This is a genomic window from Neobacillus camarae, assembly GCF_054950115.1.
Genome location: NZ_JBUCKX010000003.1, coordinates 192877 through 215321 on the forward strand (window position 1 = coordinate 192877; position 22445 = coordinate 215321).

A 22445-nucleotide genomic window follows, 5' to 3' on the forward strand; every position below is an offset into this window, starting at 1 on the left:
CCAGTGAATTTTATATTTTTCGCTCTGTAAAATGATACTGTTGATTTTTATCATTCTGTTGATGGGAGCGGAAATCAACAGCCAAATTTAACAGAGCCATATTTTATTAAGGAGGAAGAAAAAATGGCAAAATTAATGGTTAACGATAAGATGCCCAATTTTGAAGTGGATACTGTTTTTAAAAGAAATATTCAACTAAGTGATTTGGCTACTGCAGATAGAACCATCCTTCTATTTCTAAGGTACGAAGGGTGCACACTATGCAGATTCGATATGAGAAATTTAAACAAGGAGTATCATAAAATAGAAGCAGCCGGGGCAAAAGCCTTTGTTGTTCTTCAATCTGATCCTGATAAATTGGCCCAGCAAATCACCAGTGACACCCATCCTTATGATATTATTTGTGACCCAGATCAAACACTTTATAAAGAATTGGACATCCGACCTGCTAATTCCCAACAAGAGATGATTGGGCCAGATACGATGGAAAAATTAAAGAAGGTTCAAGAATCCGGATTGGTCCATGGAGATTATGAAGGCAATGAAATGCAGCTTCCTGCAGCGTTTATCATTGATAAAAATATGACCGTCCTATATGAGCATTATGCCACGAACATTACAGACATGCCGAGTGTAGATGAGCTAGCTAATTTACTCTAACTAACTTCAATCGAAAGCACCAGCCCGTGAGGATTGGTGCTTTTTTGGTATATTTTATTACTTAAATTGTTTAGTAACTGTTTTCATAAATTGAATTTGACCATTAAAAAATGTTGTTTACGGCAGTATGTTTTATTAAATTAAATAAGCCTAAAATAGGCAAGACTGAATGAAAACTTGCATAGGTTTAAGAAAAAATAAGCCTCATCTGGAATAAGATGAGGCTTATTTAATAGATACAGTAGCATCTTTTATCCACAGAAACAAACAGCACCCACAATGATTAATAAAATAAACAACACGACTATGAGTATAAATTCACCGCACCCATGAGTAGGAAAACAACCTCCATAAACAGGAGCTGCATAGGAGTAAGACAATGGAGCTTGTGGAAGAACATTTGCGCCAGCCATAATCGGTACAGCATTAGTCATCGGTAAAGCATTAGTCATCGGTAAGGCATTATCCATTTTTTCACTTCCTTTCGAATGTATGGAGAGCTGATATGACATTACTCTATATATTACACTCAGAGAGGAAGTTGGAGCCCGTCTATATGATTTATGGGCAGGAATTAGTGGCGAACTAGCTCGTGTTTTCGCAATCAAAACTCCTTTCATTTATTTGTATACTTTATTACCAATTCCATAAAATATTTTTTAGAGTAACAATTGACAAATTGGAGGTATTTCCTTTGGATATTACTGGGGGTGAAAAAACGAATGCTTTAACCGCTTCCGAAGTATCTGCTCTTTGGCTTCAATATTCGGGCGATAGTATGGCAGTATGTGTTTATAAATATTTTCTTAACATTGTGGAAGACCAAGAGATAAAAGCCATTTTAGACTTCGCATTACAGTTAGCTGAGAGCCATGTTACGAAAATTACCGAATATTTAAGAAGTGCTAATTTCCAAGTTCCCATTGGATTTACAGAGCATGACGTGAATGTGAATGCCCCACGTCTCTTTTCTGACCAATTTTTACTATTCTACTCCTACATAATGGCCATACATGGCTTAACCGCTTATAGCTTAGCTATTACTAACTTGGAGCGACAAGACCTGCAGAATTATTTTTTTGAATGTACTGCATCCACAAAAGAATTGTTCCAAAAAATAGTGATATTGGCTAAAAAAAATCCAAATTTTTCAAGTGTCCCCTCCATTCCTTCACCAGATGAGCCGAAGTTTATGGAATCACCAGGAATTATTGATAATTTAATTGGAGACAAAAGACCATTAAACAGTTCGGAAATCAGCACCCTTTTCTTTAATTCATTGAAAACTGGATTTGTCAGTTCGTTAAGTTTGGCTTTTAGTCAGGTGGCAGTACAGGAAGACGTTCGTCATTTTATGCTGAAAAACGCTAAATTAGCAGGGAAAGATGCTCAAACCTTTGATGCTATCTTACAACAGGATCATTTGCCAGTCCCTGACAAATGGGATAATGAAATTACTGATTCAACTGTAAGTCCTTTTTCAGATAAATTGCTCATGTTTCACGCAGGGTTTTTAGTGAATGCAGCTCTTACCTATTATGGTGCATCAATAGGTTCCAGCTTTAGACCAGATATCATTTTGAACTATTCTAAAATATTTACCCATGCTATGGAGGCTGGTGCATTTTCTTACAATATTATGGTTAAACATGGTTGGTTTGAAAAACAACCGGAAGCAATTGACAGAAAATCTTTGGCACAAGGTTCCGAGAAATGACAGGGGAAGGACATCATTTTCACTTCTAAAAAAGTAAGTTAAAAATGATGTCGTTCTTTTTTAGTGCTGATCAATCTAGAACTTTTTCTCGCCGTGTTCCTTAATGACATAAAAAAATGTATCCAAGTACTTATTACCAACAAATAAATGACGAATGAGTAGAAACTATTGTATCCATTTTGATAAAGAAAGACCCCGAACAGGGATCTTAGTTTCTCTCACCCGATGCTATTAAACGCAAATACAAAAATATACACCATTGAATACCTTGGTAACTTTTAAGCTATCATACAATTAAAAGAAAACGCAGGTATTGGCTGCCTCCATCACATGTGATAAAAAATCTGCCAGTTCAAATTTCGAGTTATCATTTAGGCCATCAAAGGAGTCTTTTGAATCTTGGCATGATTTTATATATGAAATTGTTATGTATACGCAAGAAATCGATAAAAACTTACATTAGTTAATAGATACTGTCACATCTTTTAACGACAGAAACAAACTGCAACACACAATAATTAATAAAATAAACGACACTACTATAAGTATAAAATCAACGGACCCATGTGCAGGAAAATAACCTGAATAAACCGGATCAGCATAAGAGTAGGACAATGGCTGGGGAAGAGGTGTAATCAGTAAGGCATTTGGTGATGAATTTGAAATCGGTAAAGCATTATCCATTTTTTACACTTCTTTTCGAATGCATGGAGCTAAGATGACATTACACTAATTACACTGAGAGAGGAAGTTGAGCCCGTCTGTATTCATTATGGGCATCGATTAGTAACGATTACTTTTAGTAACTTTTAAGTTTTTTGCTTTAATAGAAAAATGAACCCAGGAATAAGATGAATACCAAAGTATAAAAACCTCTGACATTACTTTTGAAGTATTTATTAAGACTTGCTTAATATCTTCATGCTATAATTGAACACATTTCCAGGGGATTGTGAGGGTTTTAAATGAAGAAATGGTTTCCTCATGGTAAATGGCCAAAATATTATGTATGGCTTCACCATTATTCCATTGTGTCCTTTTTGGGTCTTATGTTATCGGGACTTGTACTTTATATTCCATTTCTTCATGTAAGGCTTATAAGGTATTTATCCTTCTTTTACGATGCGCACATTTTCCTTGGCATCGTGTTCTTTCTGTCGTTATTTTCTCCTATTGTGAAAAAGCTGCCAACGGTAAACCGCATACGAAAGGTCGATTGGTTTCTTCCAATCTTTTTTGGTCCGGCCATCGTTTTAACCGGATTAGCTTTGTGGAAGGTCAATTGGTTTCCCTCTAAGCTAAGAGAGGCAGCCTTCCCTTGGCATAGGAATTTGTCTTATCTTTTAGGCATTTGGTTTATCTTGCATGGTTTCTTTAAAGCAACCGTAACCCCATATCCCCAAACTTTTGTAACGAAAAAAGTAGATTCAGAACGAAGGCAGTTTCTAAGATGGGGTGTTTCAGGCTTATTAATTGGTGCCATTGCAATGACTCCGTTTTCCAAGCTTTTCACAACGCGTGGAAAAGTATCAACAAATTCGACACCGGGTATTCATGTGTTTCCGAAATATTTTACTGTGACGGACAATTATCCAAAAGTCTTGTCTGAAAAGTATCGATTGATGGTTGATGGCCTGGTGACCACTAAACAATCCTTTACCTTTGAGCAATTGACGTCATTACCTGTCACAAAACAGGTCAAAAATTTCCAATGTGTAACAGGCTGGACGGTTTCAGATGTAGAATGGGAAGGAATTCATATTCGCGAGCTTGTTTCATTGGTAAACCCCACTTCAGAAGCTGCATTCATCACCTTCCATTCTGCTGACGGTATCTATACCGAAAGCTTGACTTTAAAAGAAGCGATGGAATCCGACGTCCTGCTTGCTTATACGATGGATGGACAATCCCTACTCGTCGAACAAGGTTTTCCGCTTCGATTAGTGGTGCCAAGAATGTATGGTTACAAATCCATCAAATGGGTAAATCGTGTTGAATTTGCCTCCACTCATATTCAGGGATACTGGGAACAACGAGGCTATCCAGCTGATGCAACGTTCTGATTTTTCATTTAATAATAAAAAACCTGCCCACCTATCCTAAAACTCCAATAAATTACGAAAAAGATATAAAAAATTTAACAGTTTGTTAATAAAATGGATACCCCAGATTCCATATATTAGGTGAAAAGGAGGAGATGGAATATGCCAAATGAACCTCAAGAACTGGAGCAGGTACCACCTCAAGAAGACAGCCTAAGTCTGAAGGATGAAGTTAAAAAGGAATTAAAAGAGGAATTTAGAAATTTGCATCAAAAAAGAAAACGCCGGATCATCCGTTCAGTTTGTATTTTCGCACTTGGAGTATTGATTGGCTTTGGAGGAGGTAGGACTATTCATACTGAACATCATTTTGAACATGGTCATACCCAAAAAATGCATCATTTTCGGAAATAAAATTGACTTCCAAGCCTGGAGAGTGTCTCTCCAGGCTTGGATTTAGAAGAGATAATGAAAATCAGGTTATAATAGAATCTTTAGACTAGAATGATAAGTTTTTTGTAATTGGTTAGAATCACCAATTACAGAGACCCATTACACAAAATTATTTATACTCTCGAAATAAAGTACCTGTTTTTTTATGGATTAGGCATTGCTAATTTCTCGGATTGGAGCACTAAGGCTGATAAACCTGTATCACTACCGCTAATGTGACCTTCGCCTTTTTCCCAAAATACTCCTTCACCACTTTTCAAAGTTATTCTCGTATTATCTTCACATTCAATCCATCCCTCGCCATGAACTACAATAAAAAGCTGAGGCACTGGTGCTCTGTGATATCCTACAATACCACCTTGTTCAATATCAATAAAACCAATATTGGTAGGTTTCTCTGTTTTTATAATCTTTGAATAATAGGCTGAAACAGAATTGTAATTACTAATACTTTGACTGACTCTTAATTTAAGCAATTGCACTAAAAATCCCCCTGCTAGTTTAGTTTCTTTATCATATTACCTTTTTTAGGTGATTTTTGGAATTAGGAATCCTTCAACTAAGCTGCTAGTTAGTTAACAAGAAAAAATGACCGCCGTAGCAATCATCATTCTTAACTAAAGCACCCGTTGAAGACATTCCTTCACAATCATATGTTTAAAATATGGGCAACATAAAAAACCCCCCTTATTATTTTAAAGTCGTATACGGCTTTCCAAATCTTACTAGAACATGCCACAATAGCTTTAATTCCTGAAGTACCTCCTTAAAAGTCCCCCGCTCTTTCCAATTTTGAGGATTACGGTAAAGGTCCATAACGGCACAACCAATTACACTTGCATTGATCCCATTATTTTGCGCAATAAATTTTGCCAGAACAGGCATGGTTGGCCCCCTAAAATCAGACGGAACTTCATCTGCCATAAGCGCAAATCCCTGATGCCAATATAATTCAATGGAATACTTAAGGCATAAGTTTTCTAAAATTGTTCTAATATTCGTCTCTTTAAAGGAAGGGTCCGCCACAAGCACTTCCACGTCTTCTTTTAGTGAAATATCCCCATGAACTTGGGCTTCGATGTAGTGATTAAGATTCCGATTTGGTTCTTTTTTTTCGGGATCGGTTAACTTATCTTGGAGTTTCACCAGTAAGTGATTGATTAGTTTTGTTGGAGTTATATCCTTTTCACCAATTGCAAATTCCCTAGTGAAGACCTCCTCTAAGAGTGCAGCCAAAATCATATCAAATTCTTCATACGTCCCCTTTTCCTTTGGGTCTTGATGGGAATCCAAGAATGTAAACGTGGAGCGATATGAAACACTGGGAGATAAAAGAAAGTAACACGAGCCAAAACGTGGAGCAGGTCCATCTGAGTGTAACATGACATTCAGTGCGCCGTATTTAGGACGTTGACTATTAGTAGTCCCCTTCGTCTGATAGGCCCCTCCAAAGATTCTTTTCTCCCAAAGGTCACGTTCACCACCTGGAAGAGCAGAAACGCTGCCGTTGGATATAAGTGTTTCAAATTGGTTCCTATATATTCCCTGTTCTAATAGTGCTTCGGCGACGCTTTTCATGGATGAATCTGGTCGATCCGGATGGAAATGGAGGCCAATTCGTGCGTTTGCTTTTAAACTGCTAACCGCTGCTTCGAAAATGTCCACTGGTATATTCGACATTTTTAGGATATGATTTATGGTTGCTTTAGCTTGAGAAGTATGATTCCTAGCATATTGGTTAATATAGTCCATAGCCAATTGTTGAGACTGAGATAATTTCTCCAACTAATTATTCCTCCTCAGTATTAATAATGTAAAGTTTATTCTCAACTACCTATTTAATTCCGCTTAACCATTTTCCTTCTTCAAGATTAAGGTAACTACCATTTGTCCAAATCCCAATAATACTCCTCCAGCTACTAGAAAGTTATTTATATAGCCTTTAAGTATAATTTGGTAACAATCCTCAATAGGTGCCGGGTAAGGGTGTTCGGAAGCTAAACGGTAAGCTACAGAAACGACCAAGCAATTGGCTTTGTTTGAAAAATTCAAACAAAGGTCATCATTCTCATCATAAGGCCCCAAAATATCCCCCCACCATGTAACCATAGCAAAGCGGGCAAGGATTCATTTACCAATTTTTGGACGGTAAATTCTTACCTGTAATGGATTAATGTTAGTGACTTATACTAGTCGTGTAATATTCTGAATTTTTGCCATCTTATAGCCAACAGAATGATTGAAATTAACTGTCATATTAACCATTTATCACCATATACACAAATTTTCAACACGATCATTTTCTGCTTAAGATTTCTTTGGTAATACGATAGATAATGAACGAAATAGAGGTATGATGATGGATTATATCAGCGGCAATTATATAAGAGGCATTCAATTAAAGAGGGATTCTATTCCTTCTTTACAAAAATATCCCTTTTCTATCCCAAGCATAAGTCAGTTGACCGATCTCTCCTTCCATCCAAATGTTACGTTTATCGTGGGGGAAAACGGAATGGGTAAGTCCACTTTGTTGGAAGCCATTGCGATTTCACTTGGTTTTAATCCTGAAGGCGGGTCGTTGAATTTTCGTTTTTCCACCTTCGATTCTTATTCCGAACTTAGCGATCATCTTCGAGTGATCAGAGGAGTAAACAAACCAAAAGATGGTTTTTTCCTTCGTGCGGAGAGACTTTATAACCTAGCCTCTAACATTGAAGAATTAGATTCGGACCCTCTTGGAGGATCGCTAGTCATTGATTCATTTGGAGGAGTTTCCCTTCATAATCAATCACATGGTGAAGCCTTTTTTTCTACCTTTATGAACCGATTCGGAGGAAATGGGATTTATATTTTGGACGAACCGGAAGCGGCGCTATCTCCACTTAGGCAGTTATCCATGTTAACCAGAATCCATGAATTGATAAACCAAAATTCACAATTTATCATTGCGACTCACTCTCCCTTACTAATGTCATATCCAACCTCACAAATTATAGAACTGACCAAAAATGGGATAAAAGAATCCACCCTGGAGGAAACCGATCATTACAAAATTACGAAACAATTTTTTGATGATAAAGATCGATTAATTCATCATTTGCTGAATGAAGAAGATTAATCCGGACAATAAAAAGATTGCCTGAATGTAGGCAATCTTTTTATAAGGGCAGCAGAGAGTATATTACTATCGATATTATTTAGCTTACTACTTTCGACCAGTACTAGGCACAACGTAATTCACACTTCCGGATATCACCAATTCATTTATTCCTCAAAATCCTATTCACCATTTCAATATCAAAGTCTTTGTAACCGTGCATGGCACCCCATTGGGTCATGTGTTTATGCTCCGGATGCTTGGGGTTCCCAAGTATTTTAAGAAATTCCTCATAGCCGTATTCTCCGCCAACATCCTCTGGAGGCGTGTTGCCCACTCCAGCAAGACACAGTGGATGATTCACGTCATAATTGTCGATTATCTTCTCCACTTTTATGTCATGTTCCCAATTATCCCCAAAATCGTATGTATACCTTAATCCTCTATAAGTTGGGACATATTCTGAAATCTTGATGCCCGTTTCAAGTTTCATTTCCATTTCATCAGGATAGGCAAATGCCTCTTCATCACAGACCAGTTTCAACATTGGCTTTAACCAGTCATCATGATCATGTTCCAAACCGGAAGCAGAAACCTCTTCGAAAATATAAAATTCATGAAGATGGGAATCCTTCCAGCCAAAAGCTGTTTGGAGAATATCGTGGAGCTTCGAAAACGTCCGATTTAGTGGAACCATGATTTGACGCCAAATATGGTAATTCTCAAGCTTAAGCGTTACTTTTAATTGAGCCGCCTTTACGCTAAAAATGGGTTCACCCGCAAAGTTCTCTAGGTCCTTATACCATTACATCCCGCGGACGTATGTAGTCGTTTTTCCCTTCACCAACCAATAAGCGACTGATTATTTTGCTTAGTTCCGTATTATAAATCGAGTTTTCATTCAATAATTCTTGATAAAAATATGTATTTTCACAAGCCTTGTTCAACCTTGCGACAGTGGTCCGGTTCTTCGTTTTGGCATAAGTAATATTTCCTGAATCCGAAAGGAATCTTTCAATGATTTCTTCCTTTACCCCCTCCTCCCGCAATGTTTCACGAATCCCTTGTAATATATGCTCGTCCAAAAGTTTAAAATTCTTCGCTTTCAATCCATACAAAACTACCACATACCTATTGTGGTCATTCACCAAGACAACCGTTTTTCTTCGATTGAGTGAAATAAGATGAGCATGCCAGGAATATAATGGTTCCACCTCTGTCGCATTCTCACTATTCATCTTCAGTTCGTCCAAAAGCTTCTTTGTACATTGTATTAACATATTAATCATCCCCTAAAATAAAAGCAACTTTATACATAATTATATAAAGCCTTTACGAAAAGGTAAAATTCCCTAATAGTATATATTTTTATCCCCCTGCCAGGGAGCTTAAGAATAATTCATAACATCGGTGCGGCAACACAAGTTGGAAATTGTTGTATAATTTATTGAGTTTTTTTATACTAGATTTAGAACTAGTATTAGAACTGACACTTATTAAAAGGAGGATGAACGATGAAACTTGGCGCTTTTTCTGTGAGTTTAACTGTCAAAGACCTACATAAATCAAAAGCATTTTATGAAAACCTGGGATTTGAAACTTTAACTGGGGATATTACGCAAAATTGGCTGATTTTGAAGAATGACAATTCCGTCATTGGTCTCTTCCAAGGAATGTTTGAAAAAAACATCCTGACCTTTAATCCAGGCTGGAATCAGAATGCAGAAAATCTCGAATCGTTTACAGACGTCCGCGAGCTTCAAAAGCAGCTCAAAGCAAAAGGAATCATAATGCTGACTGAAGCCGATGAGGCAAGTGAAGGACCAGCCCATTTTATCATGGAAGATCCAGATGGTAATCAGATTCTTGTGGACCAACACCGTTAATTTCGAAGATTAATAATGCAGTCCCCTTTTGGTCTATGTGACCCAAAACTACTTTTCGTTTATTTCTCTGTCACGTAGAACCTCTCTATGTAACCCGAATCTGCTTTTGGTCCCGTTCTCGGTCACGCAGAAGCTCTCTACGTGACCCAAAACTACTTTTGCTTCCTTTCTAGGTCACGTAGAAGAACGATTTTTCAATGGCCTGGGGGAGACAGTATTCACGTTGCCTGATAATAAAAAAGCGAAAAGTGATTAGTCACTGTTCGCCACTATGATTCATTAGGACTAACCCAACCCGTTAACCCTTAGCTTTTTTGAGAATAATATTATTGTAGATTGAAGAAAACCTGTCCGTCCATCAATTCTTCATAACGGAGCTGGGCTTTTTCTCCGGTTTTGACAAGATCTGCGATATAGCCTTCTTTTTCATTCCCCACATACATTTCAAATGAAAACTCCGGATCCGTTGTTCCGTAAAGGTCACCAGAATATATGTCGCCACTCTCGCTGACCATGTTAAAATTCATGATTCCGTCAATGGTAAAGGCTAAATCTTGTGTTTTCGATTCGTTGAATTTCACTTTCGCTTTTACTAGCACCCACTCATACCCTTCTGGTGCCGGCTCATTGAATTCGTTCATGGCTTTTAATTTTTGGTAAGCGGCTTCTCCACGAGTCACTTCTTCGACCATTAAATCAAATTTTATTGGAAAAGATTCACCGGCATCATTATACAACTCATCATCCACGGTAGCCGTTTGTTGAAATGGTACGGGATTGGAGCGGGAACCTAATTTCGATACCGGTTGCTCCTGCTTCTTTTGTTCACTCTTCTTTGGGTGCTCTTGTTTTGCCGCTGCTTCCTTCACAGTGACATCTTTCGTGTCTTGCCCGCATGCGGCAAGTGCCAAAATCGCTGTCAAAGATACTAGAACCAAACTCATTTTTTTCATTCTTGTGTCTCCCCTTTTTCATTTTGGTTATTTAATGCATCAGGATAAACAATTTGGTCAAACACTGTTTGGGTCGCTTGGTCTTTTAAGTTGATAGTTACTTTATAATCGTCCGGTTTTACCCCATTAAATAATTCATACATCATGCCCGACATAGCTAGGCCCAGTGCGGCAAAGCCATCCATACTGTTCTCGTAAGCTTCCTTATCGACAATAAGGGTAAATTCAGAGAAATCATTGTTGTAGGTAATGTCCTTAATAGATTGATAGTCTTTTCCACTTTTTGCGTCATCGATGGTTTGAATGACAGTCGTTTTCATTTCCTCCATCATTTCTTTGTGCTTCGATTTTGACATTTTATAGGTGACAGACCCGTCTGCATTTTTCGTGGCGGTAATTCCCTCTTTCTCAGCATCTGCCACTACCTCGTCCACGTTTTGGTCTTTAAACATGCTGGCTGGTAAGGTAATCGTGACATTCAACATTCCTTTGTCGACATTTACTTCCTGACTTTTGGTATTTTCTTTTTCTTTTGTCTGGTTTTCCGGCTTGTCTGCTGAACATGCAACCAAAAACATCATTGTTGCTGCAACTAATACTCTCAACATTTTCTTCATTTCTTTTCCCCCTGTTACATGATGAACTTGCTTACAAATGAATCATACTAAAAAGGGTGCACCAAAATTGGCACACCCTTACGAATATATCTGATTCATTTTTTGCACTTCTTCTTTCATCTGCTCGACCAATGAGGGCGGTGAGATAATTTTTGCCTTGCTTCCCCAGCCGCGCACCCAATTGAAAAAGCCTTCACCGATGATCGCTTTTGTTTTTAAAATGAACGTATTGTCATCCACCTTCCTGATATCCGCTTCCAATCCGAACCGATCGATGATGGGGTTGATGAGTCCTTTATCATAAAACGCAATTTCCACCCATTCCCCCTGCCCGGAGAACATGTGAAAATTGGTATGCAAGTATTCATCAATAGGATAATCCTTTGGTTTGAAACGCTGCTCCAATACTTCTACATCTCTCATTTTGTCGACCCGATAATTGCTCAGGCCTTCCTTGTTATCCTTCTGGCCAATCAGGTAATAAAAACCTTCATCCCAAATAAGTCCATATGGATGGTAGACATATTCCTGGCCATTGCGATTCAATTCAAACGTACGGTCCATCGTGAATTTTCCATATTTAAATGATATCACCCGTTTTTCATCAATGGCCTGATGGATTTTATCAATGTACACCTTGGTTAAATGATAGATGTGGTTCATGGATTTGTTGTATTTAATTGGACTAGGCAGTGTTTTGGCGATATGCTTGCTGGTCAGCTCGTTTAATTTCCTGATAATGTTTTTTGCCTGTTCCTCTGTCACAAATCGGGCCGATAGGATAGCATCGACCAGCATTCGCAGCTCATAGGTTTCAAATAATCGGGATTGATGGCTATAAACGTTTTTTCCGTACTTCTCCCCTTCCTGAAGAACTTCAAATCCGCTCTCGTTTAAAGAATCGATATACCGTTTGATCCGTCTTTTGTCCACAGGATCATTGGTGGCTAAAGCCAACTGTAGTTTTTCAATTAAATCCGCTGCTGCCAATTTGTGGTCTTCGTCTGTTTCTTCAAATAGAATTTTTTGTAGTGCCAGGATTTGTGTCGTATTGGGTACCTCTGTCAAAAAATAAACCCTCCCCTTCTAACGGTTACGTCCATTCCCTATTTATTTTAAACTATAAGACAGATTCCATTTTATCCAAAAAGGAATCAAAATTAGTACAGGTTGGAGAAAATCAGGACATTTCACATGCCACTATGCCATACTGTTTTTCAGCATCCAACTGCCTTACAAACGTTAGTAGTCTTTGAACCTTTTTATTTTGTTCAGTTGCCTTTTTGCCATATAGGTCGATAATAAATTCTGTCATTTCAGATGGAAATAGGATCGCTGTCCAGGATCCCCAGTCGGTTTGCCATCCCGTTATTTCCTTGTTATCAATCTTTTTAATGATGTTGAAAAAAATGCTGTGTGGTTCTGGAAAAAAATCACTGATCCGTTTCGGGATATTCCCTGTCCAGTTACCGTTCTGATAATTAAATTCCGGGTCATTTAAATCCCCAATAAACACTTCAATATCCATTTACCCCCGACCCTTTCATGGAAATATAGTGATGAATCATTCATTTTAGGACATACACCATTTTAAGCAATTCCTGCAAAGTTGAATTCCTCATCCCATACAGTTCTTTGATTGCAAGTCCAAGTGCTAACCAAAGTGTCGTTCCATCAGAATTTCTTTCCATTGGTCCGACAGTGGATTCAAATAGGGGAAACAATTCACTTGCCATCCCTTGCCGATAGGAATAATTGTATTGCTGCAATGCTAGTAACAGTTCAATGTAGTCATTAAAATTCTCATCTTTTAATAATTGTTTCGTTTCCTGTTTCAGATGTCCATTGACCCCATAGACACAATCAAATATTGCACTCATTGTTCGTTCGTTTAGGTGAATTAATTGTCTATCATTGGTTCTCATGTGACATTTCACTCCTGCTAGATGTTGTTATTTATCTATTTCGACAAAATCCCCAAGAATCCTTTGCCCGGACTTGTTTATAATAAGGCCAGGAAATGGCTGCAGCACCGACCACTATTTCAGCACAAAAAAGACTGCAGGTGCAAACACCATACAGTCTTAGTCCTAAAAATTCTATCTTATACCCATTGAATGGAGCCAAACTCTCCATGGGGGTGGTTAAGTGATTTGTATCTCCTATATTCATATTCTAGTTTTGAAAGTGTCATTTCATAAAGCTTTTGATCTTCTTTGTTATATACGTTTAAAAAAATTAGTTTATTGATTAGTTTTTGGCGTTTTTTTTCATCATTATTTCTCATCAGAACCACTCCTTCAGTTTTTCCAACGACTCCAGTTGACAATAAACACTCTTACATCGGTCTGATTATTTTTGTTTTATTAGATTACTTGTATTATAAACCTACAATTCCTACCTGTAAAGTAAGAATTAAAAAATAAATAAAAAAGGCACTTTCATCATGACAGTGCCTTTGCAAATTTCGTTTCCTTGTTAATAACCATGGATTGTTTCGATTAATTTTTGTGTGAACTTTTCTTGCTCTTCATAGTTAGGCGAATGGGCAGAATTTTCAAAATGCATCCATTCTTTCCTTGGTGCCTGAAGACGATCAAAGAATTCTTGTGTTGGTTGGTGAGGAACCGTTAAGTCATACCTGCCCATCATCAACGTAACGGGAACTTTGACCATTTGGACTTCATTGCTTAAGTCAAATTCCCTTAACTCACTAATCATCATTTTCATACTAAACAACTGGCCATTTAGATGTCTTACCACGTCAAGAAGGGTGTATTCCTTACTCTTGATTAGTTTTTTGGCAAAATCCCCGACTAATTTTCCATCATGGGAAATCCCGCCGCCCAAGATTTCCAGATATTTTTGATGGACCTTGTCAGATTTTAAATGATCCCAAGGCGGCTTCCCTATTTCCTTTAACTTTTTTATTGCTTCTTTATGGTTTAGTTCGGCTGCCCTTTCCAGCAAAAGGTCATATGATAACGCCTCCGCTTTGCTCATGCTGACGACCTGGGAAACACCAAAATAGTGAAAATAATGTTCAGGATATTTGCTGACTGCTAACATGCCAAGTATGCTTCCCCAAGAATGCCCGATTAAATAAATTTTCTCTTTTTGAAATTCTTGTTTCAAATAGATGGTAACTTCGTTTATATCATTTAGAAATTGGGCTATTTTCATCGTTCCCGCCGGGATTTTTTTTGAATAAGATAAACCCGCTCCTCTTTGGTCCCAATTCACCACAATAAAATGTTTTTCCAAGTCTTGCTGATAGTCTCTATTAAAACCAATTTGTGCCGCCCCCGGTCCTCCATGAACCAATAACAACATAGGATTGTTTCTATTTTCACCCCTGATTAACAGCCATTGCTCCACCCCGCCAATGATGACTTTTCTTAAATCAGATACAGCGTTTTGCCCCCTGATATTAGGCGTAGTTCTTTTGAACAATGTTCCTCCCCCTTTCTTTCTCTGTTTTATGCCACGAAAATCTAAATCACTTTTATAGTACCACCTTAAGCTTTAACTGGGATGCAAGATTTTGTGACTGTTTTACCTTTTTCTAGTAGTTTTATTCAAAAATAACTATAGTGTTTAACCCTTACTCAAATCTTACAAATTTCTTAAATGATTCTTACAACAGACATAATCCAAAGGATTGTTGCTTATTTACATTAATAGACTACTGGAAGATGTAGTATCGATTAACAACCGTACGTTCGTTAATAGCCTTTTATGGCGACCGTACGATCGGAGAAGTCGCCAGAACGGGCGCTAATAGCCCTTATTAGCGACCGTTCAATCGGAAAATGCGCCTTAACGGTCGTTAATACATATTACAGAACCCCAATTATTAGGAGATGCGTTCTAACATTTCACAAGCGTAAGAAGGGAAACAACAATCTCTACAAAAACAGCCAAACAAATAAAAAGCCTGACAACTTCATGCCAAGCCCAACTACATTATAATAGTCTTATCTTTTTCAATCTTCTCTGCTTATCCTTCTCTTCTATTTCTCTTCTTCTTTGCCTTTTATAATGTTTGCGAACCAAGGATATCAGAACCGCAGAAAGCCGTTTTTTATTGCATTTGTCGCAGACCAAACCGATTACAACTTTATCACAGTGGCTTCCCCTGCCATCCACGAGAATTTCTTCATAAATGATGTGGCCTTGTCCCTTCAATTTCTTGTGACAGTCCATGCATTGCCCAATGTTGATGATCAAACCCTTTCCCCCTAGTTACAGTTTTTTTCTTCCTTTCATTACTTCACACGTTTCATTTTCGGATTAAAATGGGCTCCTTGTTGTTCCAGCACCTGATCCAGTTTTTGTTCCACTCGTTCAAGCTGGTTATAATAACTCCTTAACTCCGTTCTAACCTCCTGGCGTCCTTCTTCCTTAAGTCCTTCCTCATAGGCGTGGATTCCCCCTGTCAGTTTTTGCTTGTGCAGCAGATGGGCTGTTCCCCCTATTTTTCTGCCCTTTTCGTTAATATGGAAATTAGTATTCATCAGACTGTTCCTCCTCAAGTATTTTTTCAAAATTGATATAATCAAACACACCCGGTAAAGGGATGTATTTTTTGACCTTTTTTGTCCACAGTTCACATATCCCAGCCGTTTCAAATATCCTTTTGTACTTATGGCGCTTCTTTGATTCCTTTTCGATTTCACCCATTTTTGTCAGAAAATCAAAGGGCTGATAAACCGGTCTCGCCCCTGCCAAATAATCAGCCACTCGTTTTGACATGGATTGATGGAGGTATTTCTCCGGAATGATTTGAAAGGCACTAATGAAATCCAACAATATCTCCGTATACATCATCAATTGAAACTTCAGCAGCTTATTAAAATTGCCAGAGTTTCGATTTAGTTCCTGTTTCGTCTGCACTATCAGCACTTCGATATACACACAAAGGTCTTCCACAATGGACAAGATATTGTTTCCGGTAAAATAATCATCCTTGAACGTCTTCTCTACTTTTACCAGCTGTTCATACTTGTTCTTTTCAATTTCTTGCCGCTCCTTTTTTAAATCTAAATATCTGCTGCTATTCTTCAAGAGCAATAGGTAGTTACGATGATATTCCGTTTTTGCCTCGTTAACCTGATGGAGGAAATCCCTTTTTTTCAGATTGTTGAGCATAATGCCCAATACGTGATTGGCAATAAAGTTTATTGTCGCGAGTTGTTCATGCATCAAATTGATTGCAGATTGAATCTCATCATAGCTGCTGTTCTCATGGATGTTTAAATTTCCATCTCTGCTCAGTTCTGTTTTAGCCTTATCATAGAATTCCCAGTCATGGCTGGGGTTGTTTTTATCCCGATAATGAGGATCAAACATAAAGTCGAAATACATATCATACCCATTCTGAATGATAGCTTGTTCATCCGCCAAGTAATGTAATCCATGCATATATTGGATGAATTTTAATATTTTCGACCCACGAATCGTTTGTTTTGGATACAGCTTCATTGTGTCCCTCCCTTTCTTTTTCATTTTAGCCAATAAAAATGGTCTTAGGTGGGGTTTGAGCAATACGTGGGAATTTACCCACAATTTTATCATATACAAAATAATTACTTGTACCTGCATAATGCTGAGGTAAAATATTCTTAATCTATTATTTTATTTAGCCGAAAAGGGGAACCACATGAAAAGGAAGTTTGCCATGAGTGACGTGCACGGCCAATTAGAAGCCATGATTCAGTTGCTCGATGCCGCCGATTTTCATCCATCTGAAGATCAATTGGTTTTCGTTGGAGATTTGATTGATAGAGGTCCTAATTCGGTCGGCGTCATCAGGTTTGTGAAGCAGCTGCGGGAAAAGCATCCTGACAATATCTTTGTCATCTTAGGAAACCATGAAATCATGATGCGGCGATATGTTTTCGGCGGAAACAGTCATATGTGGCTGCATTATGGTGGACTGGAAGTGATTGAGGAAATGAAAACACGTTTCGATGGAGAAAATGATCGGAACAACCATCTTGTTTGGCTGGCCAATCTTCCACTTGTTCACATGGATGAAGACTATTTGTATGTTCACGCAGGAATCGATGTGTCTTACGGTATCGATCAGCAGCCTGAAGATAGTACCTTTATTGGATTGGATGTGATGTATTCCATTGATCCTGTGGATTTAATGGGAGCCATCGGGAAACGGATCATGGTCCATGGCCATACCCCCTATTCCTGCGTTTACCAAGCAGGACATTTCCTATCCTGTGACACCGGCGCTTCTGTCCTTCAGGATGGCCAGCTGTCATTAGTCGATTTGTCCAACCAAATGTATTACTGTAACCATTTACAGACGGGTGAGGTTTTTCAGTTACCCATCAAACCGTTGGAAATTAACGAACGAATTAGGAACCATTAGCTTTTATAGGTACCATTTAGCTAGTTTCATATAAAAAAAGGAATACATCGTGGTATTCCTTTTTTTATATGGAACTTTGTCATAGCAGTTCATCTACCTGCTGTACAACTCACCGGCTTTTCCTTCAATGAATAGGTCAAAATAAGGATTTTGCTCGTTCGTTTCCGCATTGATATACACCGTTTTTCCAACCGTCATTTGGGCAGTTGACTAGCCGGGTACACTTCAAGACTGGTCCCAATCACGATGACCAAATCGGATTTGCTGATATGGGCGAGGGCGGCATCCCAGCTGTCCTCTGGGAGCATTTCGCCAAACAGGACCACACCTGGCCGGAGCTTTCCTCCGCAATCCTGACATTTTTCCTTCTTTAAAAATGGTTCCTTGCTTGCCGGCTTTGAGCATTCTGCACAGTAGATTTTATGAATGGACCCGTGAAGGTCATAGACATGTTGATTCCCCGCTGCCATATGGAATCCATCCACATTTTGAGTAAAAATTGCATTAATAAGTCCTTTTCGTTCCCAATCTGCTAAAATTTCATGCCCTTTATGGGGTTTGCAATGGGACAGTCCGTTGATTCGTATGCTATAAAACTCATGAAACAAATCATATTGGTCTTGAAGGGCTTTAGTTGTCGCAACTGTCCTAGGGTCAATTTGGTTCCACCATCCATCCTTTGAACGGAAGTCCGGAATGTTCGATTCCGTCGACAGCCCTGCGCCTGTTAAAACCGTGACATAGCTTGCATTTTGAAGCCAAACAACCAAAGTCACGATTTCTTCTGGATGCCCGGCAAGGCAAAGATTGGCCCATTGGGAATAGTGGGAGGAATCAACCCGTCCCTTATATCTTTGCCTGACCGTTTTTTGCAAGGCCTTCCATACCTGGAGGCGAAACGCCGGATGGACTTTTCTTGGCCGCAGCATCGGCCATGGATAAGAATCTAGCATTTCAATCGCTGTTTCAAACGATGCCGCTTCTGCGACTGGGTTTTGAAAAGAGGACTACAGGGTTCGGACTTTCTGTTTTCCTGAAACCGACTCCGATACCAATTCCTCTGTGAAGATCTCATTGACGGATCTTCGGTATACCCATTTACCTGGTTGCTCCTCTTTCCCTAAGAGTCTTATAGTTCCTCCTTCCGCACCTATTTCGATAATCGTTTCCCAATCATGATTCATCGTAACCCCCATCCCTTTCATTGAATTCCCTTATTTATGGTAGCAAAATCGCGGGTTATTGCATTCTCCCCCTATTTACCCTGGATTGCCTTTTTTCATCTTCCCGGGCTTTTGGAGCCCGCTCCTATTATTAGGTAAAAAAAGACACCCCCTATCAGGTGTCTTTGAAGTATATCAATCTATCAGTGATATAGGTGTTCTATCATTCCTAGTACGTTTCATCGGCTTGAAACTGGCCATCACCCTTCACGTAACTATTAAAGAAATCCAGCACCAGCCCATTCATGGTTTCTAGCACTTTGTATTGGTCGGCAGGATGCTCTGTATTGCTTTTATCTGTTGAACCATTAATCATATTGGCCAGAAACGGTGACACGATCGGTAAATCAGTCAGACTCAAGTGATTGGTTCCTTTAATATACACTTCATAGGCATCAGAAGCCGTATCCGAGATATACTGTTGCGGAAGCACGATATCCGGTTCCTTCACATTATCCATTAAATTTTTCATCGTATCTGTATAAATACTAAGTAACGGCACGGGGTATACTTCTTTATTAATGACAGGCTTGTCATCCTTCACAGCAAGGGTTTCTCCAAGCAGGTCGGCGTCCAGATTGATGACCGCTGCAATATCATCACGGTCCCTTCCCAGCTCAGCAGCTGCTGCGCCGCCTAGGGAATGGCCGATTAAACCGATTTCATTTGTGTCAATCAGCCGGTACACCACATCCGAAGCCTGATCGTCCGCTTTCTGCTTAATAGAATCGATAACAAAATTGATGTCGTCTGTTCGCAGTTTCAGCCATTTTTGCTCGAGCTCAAAGGACTTCTCCTCATCATACACGTCATTATTGACATCATCCACTTCCTGCATAAAGCCCTGATCCGCCAACGTCATTTTGCCATCTGCATCTCTTGTATACAAAGAATGATAAGGATGATCAATGGAAACCACGACATATCCGTTACTTGCCAGATTTTCTAAGGTGGAAGTATTACTGGCCTTAATCCCGAACGCTCCATGAGAAAATACGATAAGTGGAACCTTTCCATCCGCTTTCTTTGGATACCAAAATTCAATATTAACTTTTCTGTTCTCACCTGAATCTACGAAAGTTTCTTTTCGGCTGTCATCTGTTAATGTATACGATTTGGTCATGACATCGTAGTCACCAGTTGCCGCTACTGCCATATGCTGTGGAAAAATAACAGCAGGCATCAAAGTAATCGCAATCAACACCCACATCGCGACTGCCTTAAAGATGTTCCCAACAGGCCGGTATTTTTTCTCTTCCTTGTTTCTTAGTAATGAAATAACGGCTATGATTCCCAAAATAAACAGCACAGCTGCGGGCAGCACCCACCGGAGACTCCACTTGATGATGGTCACGAAAACAGCAAAAATAATAAAGGCGCCGATGCGTACCCAGTTTCTTAGGCGCTTCTGATTGGATTTCGTGGTGATGGCATATACAGCTAACCCAATCTCAATGATCCCTGCTACAATAAGTAAGATTATCCCCATTCCTTTCCCCCTTTATGAATCCACTATGGTATAGACTACCTATAATGGTTCGTTTTTCCTATATTTACGAAAAAAGTATAAGCTTTCTTTGATGAAATGTATATATTTTAATTCGCAACCTGCAAATTTTATTTTTTCAATTAGCATCACTCACACCATCCGTTTTTCCTTTTGCCTATTTTACCATATCCGCTTTTATTTTCCTGCCACATCTTGGCCTATCAAAAAAACAGACCACCAAGAAACTTGGCGGCCTATAACGAATCGTTTTATTTATTTCATTAGGTTTCCCGGTTTTGGGAATAATCATTGCCCGTTTTCGCTGGTTACCGGTAGGTTCTGTGTATAGCTGTGCCTTGGGTATTTTATTTCGACTTGGGCAATCGCCAACGAATCCGAAATAGATGTATCCCATATGTGATGATTTCTGGTGCCAGCTGCTGGCTCATCGCTTGTAGATGGGCATCGATATTTTAGTTGCGTGAATCCTCCGGAATTTTATAAATGTTTTCATTTTCTTGAGATCATGATCCATTATGGAGTCGACATAATCCTTAATCAGCTGAATAACTTCTTCTTTAGCTGGTCTATTTTTTTTCATTTGGACTCTTGCAACTTGATTGATGGTGGAATTCTAAAAAAAGAACTGATAAAAGTAGGGAAACAATACGGTTTAAACAGCAAAAAAGCACTCACCATGAGCTCGACAAGTACAACACTATGTCAGAGATACTGCCGAGAAAATGTAATTAATATATCAGACAAAGTTATTATTTAAAAAGACTCATTTAAATAAATCTTTTCTCTGTCCTGAAGTTTTGCCCTATCATCTGCTAAGGGCACTTGTTCAACCCACTTTTGTTTAATCATAAGTTTATATCCGTCTTTCAAAAATTCTGTAAGTTCCAATAAAAGTGCAGAATATTGTAATCCCAAATCATATCTCTGACATGTTCCAATGGCAGTTCCATACAGCCCTACCTGAGTGGAGCCTATTATTAATTTATGGTACATCATAAGACGATCAGAAAAAGGGGAAATGGTTGAGTTAGTTACCTCGGATTCTTCTGATTTTGGAGAAGGCAGTTGGTCCTGTGCCAATAATGATTCTAAACTTTTAACCTGCTTACTCACTATCTTTACCCCACGCCATAAATAATCCTTAACCTCTTGCGATTTAGCAACCTGAGCAAACCCAATACACAGTGCCTTGTCCAACTGTGCTTTTTTCAGATCCCAATAAATATTGCTAATCTCAATACAATTTAGTGTCCTCTCTACTCCGAAAATTCCTTGCAAGAAAGTCTTTGATTGGACAAACTCATAATTATCAGGTGGATTAATAACAGGTGGTCTTGACACAATCCCCTTTTCCAAAAGTAAATCTAGAGATTGGTTAAAAAGTTCCATCGTTTCAATTTGGCATTGGACAAAATAATCCCGTATATCCCGTCGCAAATTACAGGACAATGCGGCAGCATATCCGGCTAATCCGTGAATACTCGCTATGTACGTATAGGTCACACAAAATTCGTCGGAAAATAAGCGGGGGGCTTCTAAATTTACATCGTCCTCAGTAAAGCCATGAGGAACAGGAAATTTTTCTGCTATAAAAAATTCCTTAATCTTTGAAATATGACCTTTTGCTAAGCTTAAAGCTAGTTCTAATATAGGGCGAATCGATACATCCTCAACAAAATTAAGCACGTATGTATAAATACATATAGCCATCGAGTCATTTTGGAACTGTGTCCAAATATTTGCCATCTCTGGTGCCGTTAGCCTTGCATGATGGGGAGTTTCGCCATCTTTCATTAATTCAGCCACAATTTCATCCCCTTCAAAAAACATACTTGTTGTTATAGGAAAAAATTTTTTTATCTATCTTACTTTTATTTTTCCTATTCTTTATTAAAA

General features: G+C 38.7%; 27 protein-coding genes and 1 pseudogene. 7 read left to right on the top strand and 21 right to left on the bottom strand.

The genetic code is table 11. The features are described 5' to 3' along the window. Positions 1-123: 123 nt before the first annotated feature. Positions 124-660: a peroxiredoxin-like family protein gene (locus ACY8D0_RS16020; RefSeq protein WP_462411532.1), complete on the top strand. Its 537-nt coding sequence runs from the start codon at positions 124-126 to the stop codon at positions 658-660. Between the two features lie 251 nt (positions 661-911). On the opposite strand, the gene ACY8D0_RS16025 is transcribed toward ACY8D0_RS16020, so the two are convergent. Next, complete coding sequence (locus ACY8D0_RS16025; protein WP_462411533.1) at positions 912-1130, bottom strand: YjcZ family sporulation protein; 219 nt, start codon at positions 1128-1130, stop codon at positions 912-914. Between the two features lie 224 nt (positions 1131-1354). Between ACY8D0_RS16025 and ACY8D0_RS16030 the strand changes: the two genes are divergently transcribed. Beyond that, complete coding sequence (locus tag ACY8D0_RS16030) at positions 1355-2377, top strand: DUF3231 family protein (RefSeq protein WP_462411534.1); 1023 nt, start codon at positions 1355-1357, stop codon at positions 2375-2377. A 459-nt stretch (positions 2378-2836) separates the two neighbouring features. Here ACY8D0_RS16030 and ACY8D0_RS16035 read toward each other — a convergent pair whose 3' ends face one another. Then, entirely contained in the window at positions 2837-3061 is a 225-nt protein-coding gene (locus ACY8D0_RS16035) for a YjcZ family sporulation protein (RefSeq protein ID WP_462411535.1), read from the bottom strand. Between the two features lie 281 nt (positions 3062-3342). Between ACY8D0_RS16035 and ACY8D0_RS16040 the strand changes: the two genes are divergently transcribed. Further along, complete coding sequence (locus ACY8D0_RS16040) at positions 3343-4440, top strand: molybdopterin-dependent oxidoreductase (RefSeq protein WP_462411536.1); 1098 nt, start codon at positions 3343-3345, stop codon at positions 4438-4440. 141 nt (positions 4441-4581) lie between these two features. Then, a complete protein-coding gene (locus tag ACY8D0_RS16045) occupies positions 4582-4833 on the top strand; it encodes a hypothetical protein (RefSeq protein ID WP_462411537.1) in 252 nt (83 codons plus the stop codon). 182 nt (positions 4834-5015) lie between these two features. Here ACY8D0_RS16045 and ACY8D0_RS16050 read toward each other — a convergent pair whose 3' ends face one another. The 3 genes and pseudogenes from ACY8D0_RS16050 to ACY8D0_RS16060 all read right to left on the bottom strand — a co-directional run. Further along, positions 5016-5354, bottom strand: a complete 339-nt coding sequence (locus ACY8D0_RS16050; RefSeq protein WP_462411538.1) for a cupin domain-containing protein — start codon at positions 5352-5354, stop codon at positions 5016-5018. Between the two features lie 208 nt (positions 5355-5562). Next, positions 5563-6624, bottom strand: a complete 1062-nt coding sequence (locus tag ACY8D0_RS16055) for a DUF3626 domain-containing protein (protein ID WP_462412475.1) — start codon at positions 6622-6624, stop codon at positions 5563-5565. A gap of 204 nt (positions 6625-6828) precedes the next feature. Continuing rightward, positions 6829-7044: pseudogene (locus tag ACY8D0_RS16060) on the bottom strand (alpha/beta hydrolase); the annotation flags it as partial. A gap of 187 nt (positions 7045-7231) precedes the next feature. On the opposite strand from ACY8D0_RS16060, the gene ACY8D0_RS16065 reads away from it, so the two are divergent. After that, a complete protein-coding gene (locus tag ACY8D0_RS16065; RefSeq protein WP_462412476.1) occupies positions 7232-7993 on the top strand; it encodes an AAA family ATPase in 762 nt (253 codons plus the stop codon). Positions 7994-8135: 142 nt separating this feature from the next. On the opposite strand, the gene ACY8D0_RS16070 is transcribed toward ACY8D0_RS16065, so the two are convergent. Next, the gene (locus ACY8D0_RS16070) at positions 8136-8669 is read right to left on the bottom strand and encodes a plasmid pRiA4b ORF-3 family protein (RefSeq protein WP_462411539.1); all 534 of its coding nucleotides are present in this window, start codon (positions 8667-8669) and stop codon (positions 8136-8138) included. A gap of 100 nt (positions 8670-8769) precedes the next feature. Then, complete coding sequence (locus ACY8D0_RS16075; protein ID WP_462411540.1) at positions 8770-9252, bottom strand: DUF6933 domain-containing protein; 483 nt, start codon at positions 9250-9252, stop codon at positions 8770-8772. A 234-nt stretch (positions 9253-9486) separates the two neighbouring features. Between ACY8D0_RS16075 and ACY8D0_RS16080 the strand changes: the two genes are divergently transcribed. Then, entirely contained in the window at positions 9487-9858 is a 372-nt protein-coding gene (locus tag ACY8D0_RS16080) for a VOC family protein (protein WP_462411541.1), read from the top strand. Positions 9859-10184: 326 nt separating this feature from the next. Here ACY8D0_RS16080 and ACY8D0_RS16085 read toward each other — a convergent pair whose 3' ends face one another. The 10 genes from ACY8D0_RS16085 to ACY8D0_RS16130 form a co-directional block, all read right to left on the bottom strand. Beyond that, positions 10185-10811 carry a hypothetical protein gene (locus ACY8D0_RS16085; RefSeq protein WP_462411542.1) on the bottom strand — a complete coding sequence of 209 codons (627 nt, stop codon included), beginning with the start codon at positions 10809-10811 and terminating at the stop codon, positions 10185-10187. Further along, positions 10808-11428 (bottom strand): hypothetical protein, encoded by a 621-nt coding sequence (locus ACY8D0_RS16090; RefSeq protein WP_462411543.1) that lies wholly within the window; start codon positions 11426-11428, stop codon positions 10808-10810. Before ACY8D0_RS16090 ends, ACY8D0_RS16085 begins: the two co-directional genes overlap by 4 nt. Before the next feature lie 78 nt (positions 11429-11506). Continuing rightward, positions 11507-12496, bottom strand: coding sequence for a helix-turn-helix transcriptional regulator (locus tag ACY8D0_RS16095; RefSeq protein ID WP_462411544.1), 990 nt, complete (start codon positions 12494-12496; stop codon positions 11507-11509). A gap of 112 nt (positions 12497-12608) precedes the next feature. Further along, positions 12609-12956, bottom strand: a complete 348-nt coding sequence (locus tag ACY8D0_RS16100; protein WP_462411545.1) for a hypothetical protein — start codon at positions 12954-12956, stop codon at positions 12609-12611. 40 nt (positions 12957-12996) lie between these two features. Next, entirely contained in the window at positions 12997-13353 is a 357-nt protein-coding gene (locus ACY8D0_RS16105; protein ID WP_462411546.1) for a hypothetical protein, read from the bottom strand. Positions 13354-13532: 179 nt separating this feature from the next. Then, entirely contained in the window at positions 13533-13715 is a 183-nt protein-coding gene (locus tag ACY8D0_RS16110) for a Fur-regulated basic protein FbpA (RefSeq protein ID WP_462411547.1), read from the bottom strand. Positions 13716-13906: 191 nt separating this feature from the next. Next, entirely contained in the window at positions 13907-14881 is a 975-nt protein-coding gene (locus ACY8D0_RS16115; protein ID WP_462411548.1) for an alpha/beta fold hydrolase, read from the bottom strand. Positions 14882-15394: 513 nt separating this feature from the next. Continuing rightward, on the bottom strand, positions 15395-15658 hold the full coding sequence (locus ACY8D0_RS16120) for a hypothetical protein (RefSeq protein WP_462411549.1): 264 nt from the start codon (positions 15656-15658) through the stop codon (positions 15395-15397). Positions 15659-15696: 38 nt separating this feature from the next. Beyond that, on the bottom strand, positions 15697-15945 hold the full coding sequence (locus tag ACY8D0_RS16125) for a hypothetical protein (protein ID WP_462411550.1): 249 nt from the start codon (positions 15943-15945) through the stop codon (positions 15697-15699). Further along, positions 15935-16912: a hypothetical protein gene (locus ACY8D0_RS16130; RefSeq protein WP_462411551.1), complete on the bottom strand. Its 978-nt coding sequence runs from the start codon at positions 16910-16912 to the stop codon at positions 15935-15937. The genes ACY8D0_RS16125 and ACY8D0_RS16130 overlap by 11 nt, the downstream gene beginning before the upstream one ends. A 178-nt stretch (positions 16913-17090) precedes the next feature. On the opposite strand from ACY8D0_RS16130, the gene ACY8D0_RS16135 reads away from it, so the two are divergent. After that, complete coding sequence (locus ACY8D0_RS16135) at positions 17091-17816, top strand: metallophosphoesterase family protein (RefSeq protein ID WP_462411552.1); 726 nt, start codon at positions 17091-17093, stop codon at positions 17814-17816. 194 nt (positions 17817-18010) lie between these two features. Here the strand turns inward: ACY8D0_RS16135 and ACY8D0_RS16140 are convergent, their stop codons facing one another. The 4 genes from ACY8D0_RS16140 to ACY8D0_RS16155 all read right to left on the bottom strand — a co-directional run bounded on the left by ACY8D0_RS16140 (position 18011) and on the right by ACY8D0_RS16155 (position 22355). Next, complete coding sequence (locus ACY8D0_RS16140) at positions 18011-18769, bottom strand: SIR2 family NAD-dependent protein deacylase (protein WP_462411553.1); 759 nt, start codon at positions 18767-18769, stop codon at positions 18011-18013. A 54-nt stretch (positions 18770-18823) separates the two neighbouring features. Further along, complete coding sequence (locus ACY8D0_RS16145) at positions 18824-19000, bottom strand: hypothetical protein (RefSeq protein WP_462411554.1); 177 nt, start codon at positions 18998-19000, stop codon at positions 18824-18826. A gap of 208 nt (positions 19001-19208) precedes the next feature. After that, the gene (locus ACY8D0_RS16150) at positions 19209-20528 is read right to left on the bottom strand and encodes an alpha/beta hydrolase family protein (protein WP_462411555.1); all 1320 of its coding nucleotides are present in this window, start codon (positions 20526-20528) and stop codon (positions 19209-19211) included. A 774-nt stretch (positions 20529-21302) separates the two neighbouring features. Beyond that, positions 21303-22355: a DUF3231 family protein gene (locus ACY8D0_RS16155; protein WP_462411556.1), complete on the bottom strand. Its 1053-nt coding sequence runs from the start codon at positions 22353-22355 to the stop codon at positions 21303-21305. Positions 22356-22445 lie beyond the last annotated feature (90 nt).

Bases quoted from the DNA above. Each gene is read 5' to 3' on its own strand.
- ACY8D0_RS16020 (WP_462411532.1), top strand. From the start codon at position 124: ATGGCAAAATTAATGGTTAACGATAAGATGCCCAATTTTGAAGTGGAT.
- ACY8D0_RS16025 (WP_462411533.1), bottom strand. From the start codon at position 1,130: ATGGATAATGCCTTACCGATGACTAATGCTTTACCGATGACTAATGCT.
- ACY8D0_RS16035 (WP_462411535.1), bottom strand. From the start codon at position 3,061: ATGGATAATGCTTTACCGATTTCAAATTCATCACCAAATGCCTTACTG.
- ACY8D0_RS16040 (WP_462411536.1), top strand. From the start codon at position 3,343: ATGAAGAAATGGTTTCCTCATGGTAAATGGCCAAAATATTATGTATGG.
- ACY8D0_RS16045 (WP_462411537.1), top strand. From the start codon at position 4,582: ATGCCAAATGAACCTCAAGAACTGGAGCAGGTACCACCTCAAGAAGAC.
- ACY8D0_RS16055 (WP_462412475.1), bottom strand. From the start codon at position 6,624: ATGGACTATATTAACCAATATGCTAGGAATCATACTTCTCAAGCTAAA.
- ACY8D0_RS16065 (WP_462412476.1), top strand. From the start codon at position 7,232: ATGGATTATATCAGCGGCAATTATATAAGAGGCATTCAATTAAAGAGG.
- ACY8D0_RS16070 (WP_462411539.1), bottom strand. From the start codon at position 8,669: ATGGTTCCACTAAATCGGACGTTTTCGAAGCTCCACGATATTCTCCAA.
- ACY8D0_RS16075 (WP_462411540.1), bottom strand. From the start codon at position 9,252: ATGTTAATACAATGTACAAAGAAGCTTTTGGACGAACTGAAGATGAAT.
- ACY8D0_RS16080 (WP_462411541.1), top strand. From the start codon at position 9,487: ATGAAACTTGGCGCTTTTTCTGTGAGTTTAACTGTCAAAGACCTACAT.
- ACY8D0_RS16085 (WP_462411542.1), bottom strand. From the start codon at position 10,811: ATGAAAAAAATGAGTTTGGTTCTAGTATCTTTGACAGCGATTTTGGCA.
- ACY8D0_RS16090 (WP_462411543.1), bottom strand. From the start codon at position 11,428: ATGAAGAAAATGTTGAGAGTATTAGTTGCAGCAACAATGATGTTTTTG.
- ACY8D0_RS16100 (WP_462411545.1), bottom strand. From the start codon at position 12,956: ATGGATATTGAAGTGTTTATTGGGGATTTAAATGACCCGGAATTTAAT.
- ACY8D0_RS16105 (WP_462411546.1), bottom strand. From the start codon at position 13,353: ATGAGAACCAATGATAGACAATTAATTCACCTAAACGAACGAACAATG.
- ACY8D0_RS16110 (WP_462411547.1), bottom strand. From the start codon at position 13,715: ATGAGAAATAATGATGAAAAAAAACGCCAAAAACTAATCAATAAACTA.
- ACY8D0_RS16125 (WP_462411550.1), bottom strand. From the start codon at position 15,945: ATGAATACTAATTTCCATATTAACGAAAAGGGCAGAAAAATAGGGGGA.
- ACY8D0_RS16130 (WP_462411551.1), bottom strand. From the start codon at position 16,912: ATGAAGCTGTATCCAAAACAAACGATTCGTGGGTCGAAAATATTAAAA.
- ACY8D0_RS16135 (WP_462411552.1), top strand. From the start codon at position 17,091: ATGAAAAGGAAGTTTGCCATGAGTGACGTGCACGGCCAATTAGAAGCC.
- ACY8D0_RS16140 (WP_462411553.1), bottom strand. From the start codon at position 18,769: ATGCTAGATTCTTATCCATGGCCGATGCTGCGGCCAAGAAAAGTCCAT.
- ACY8D0_RS16145 (WP_462411554.1), bottom strand. From the start codon at position 19,000: ATGAATCATGATTGGGAAACGATTATCGAAATAGGTGCGGAAGGAGGA.
- ACY8D0_RS16150 (WP_462411555.1), bottom strand. From the start codon at position 20,528: ATGGGGATAATCTTACTTATTGTAGCAGGGATCATTGAGATTGGGTTA.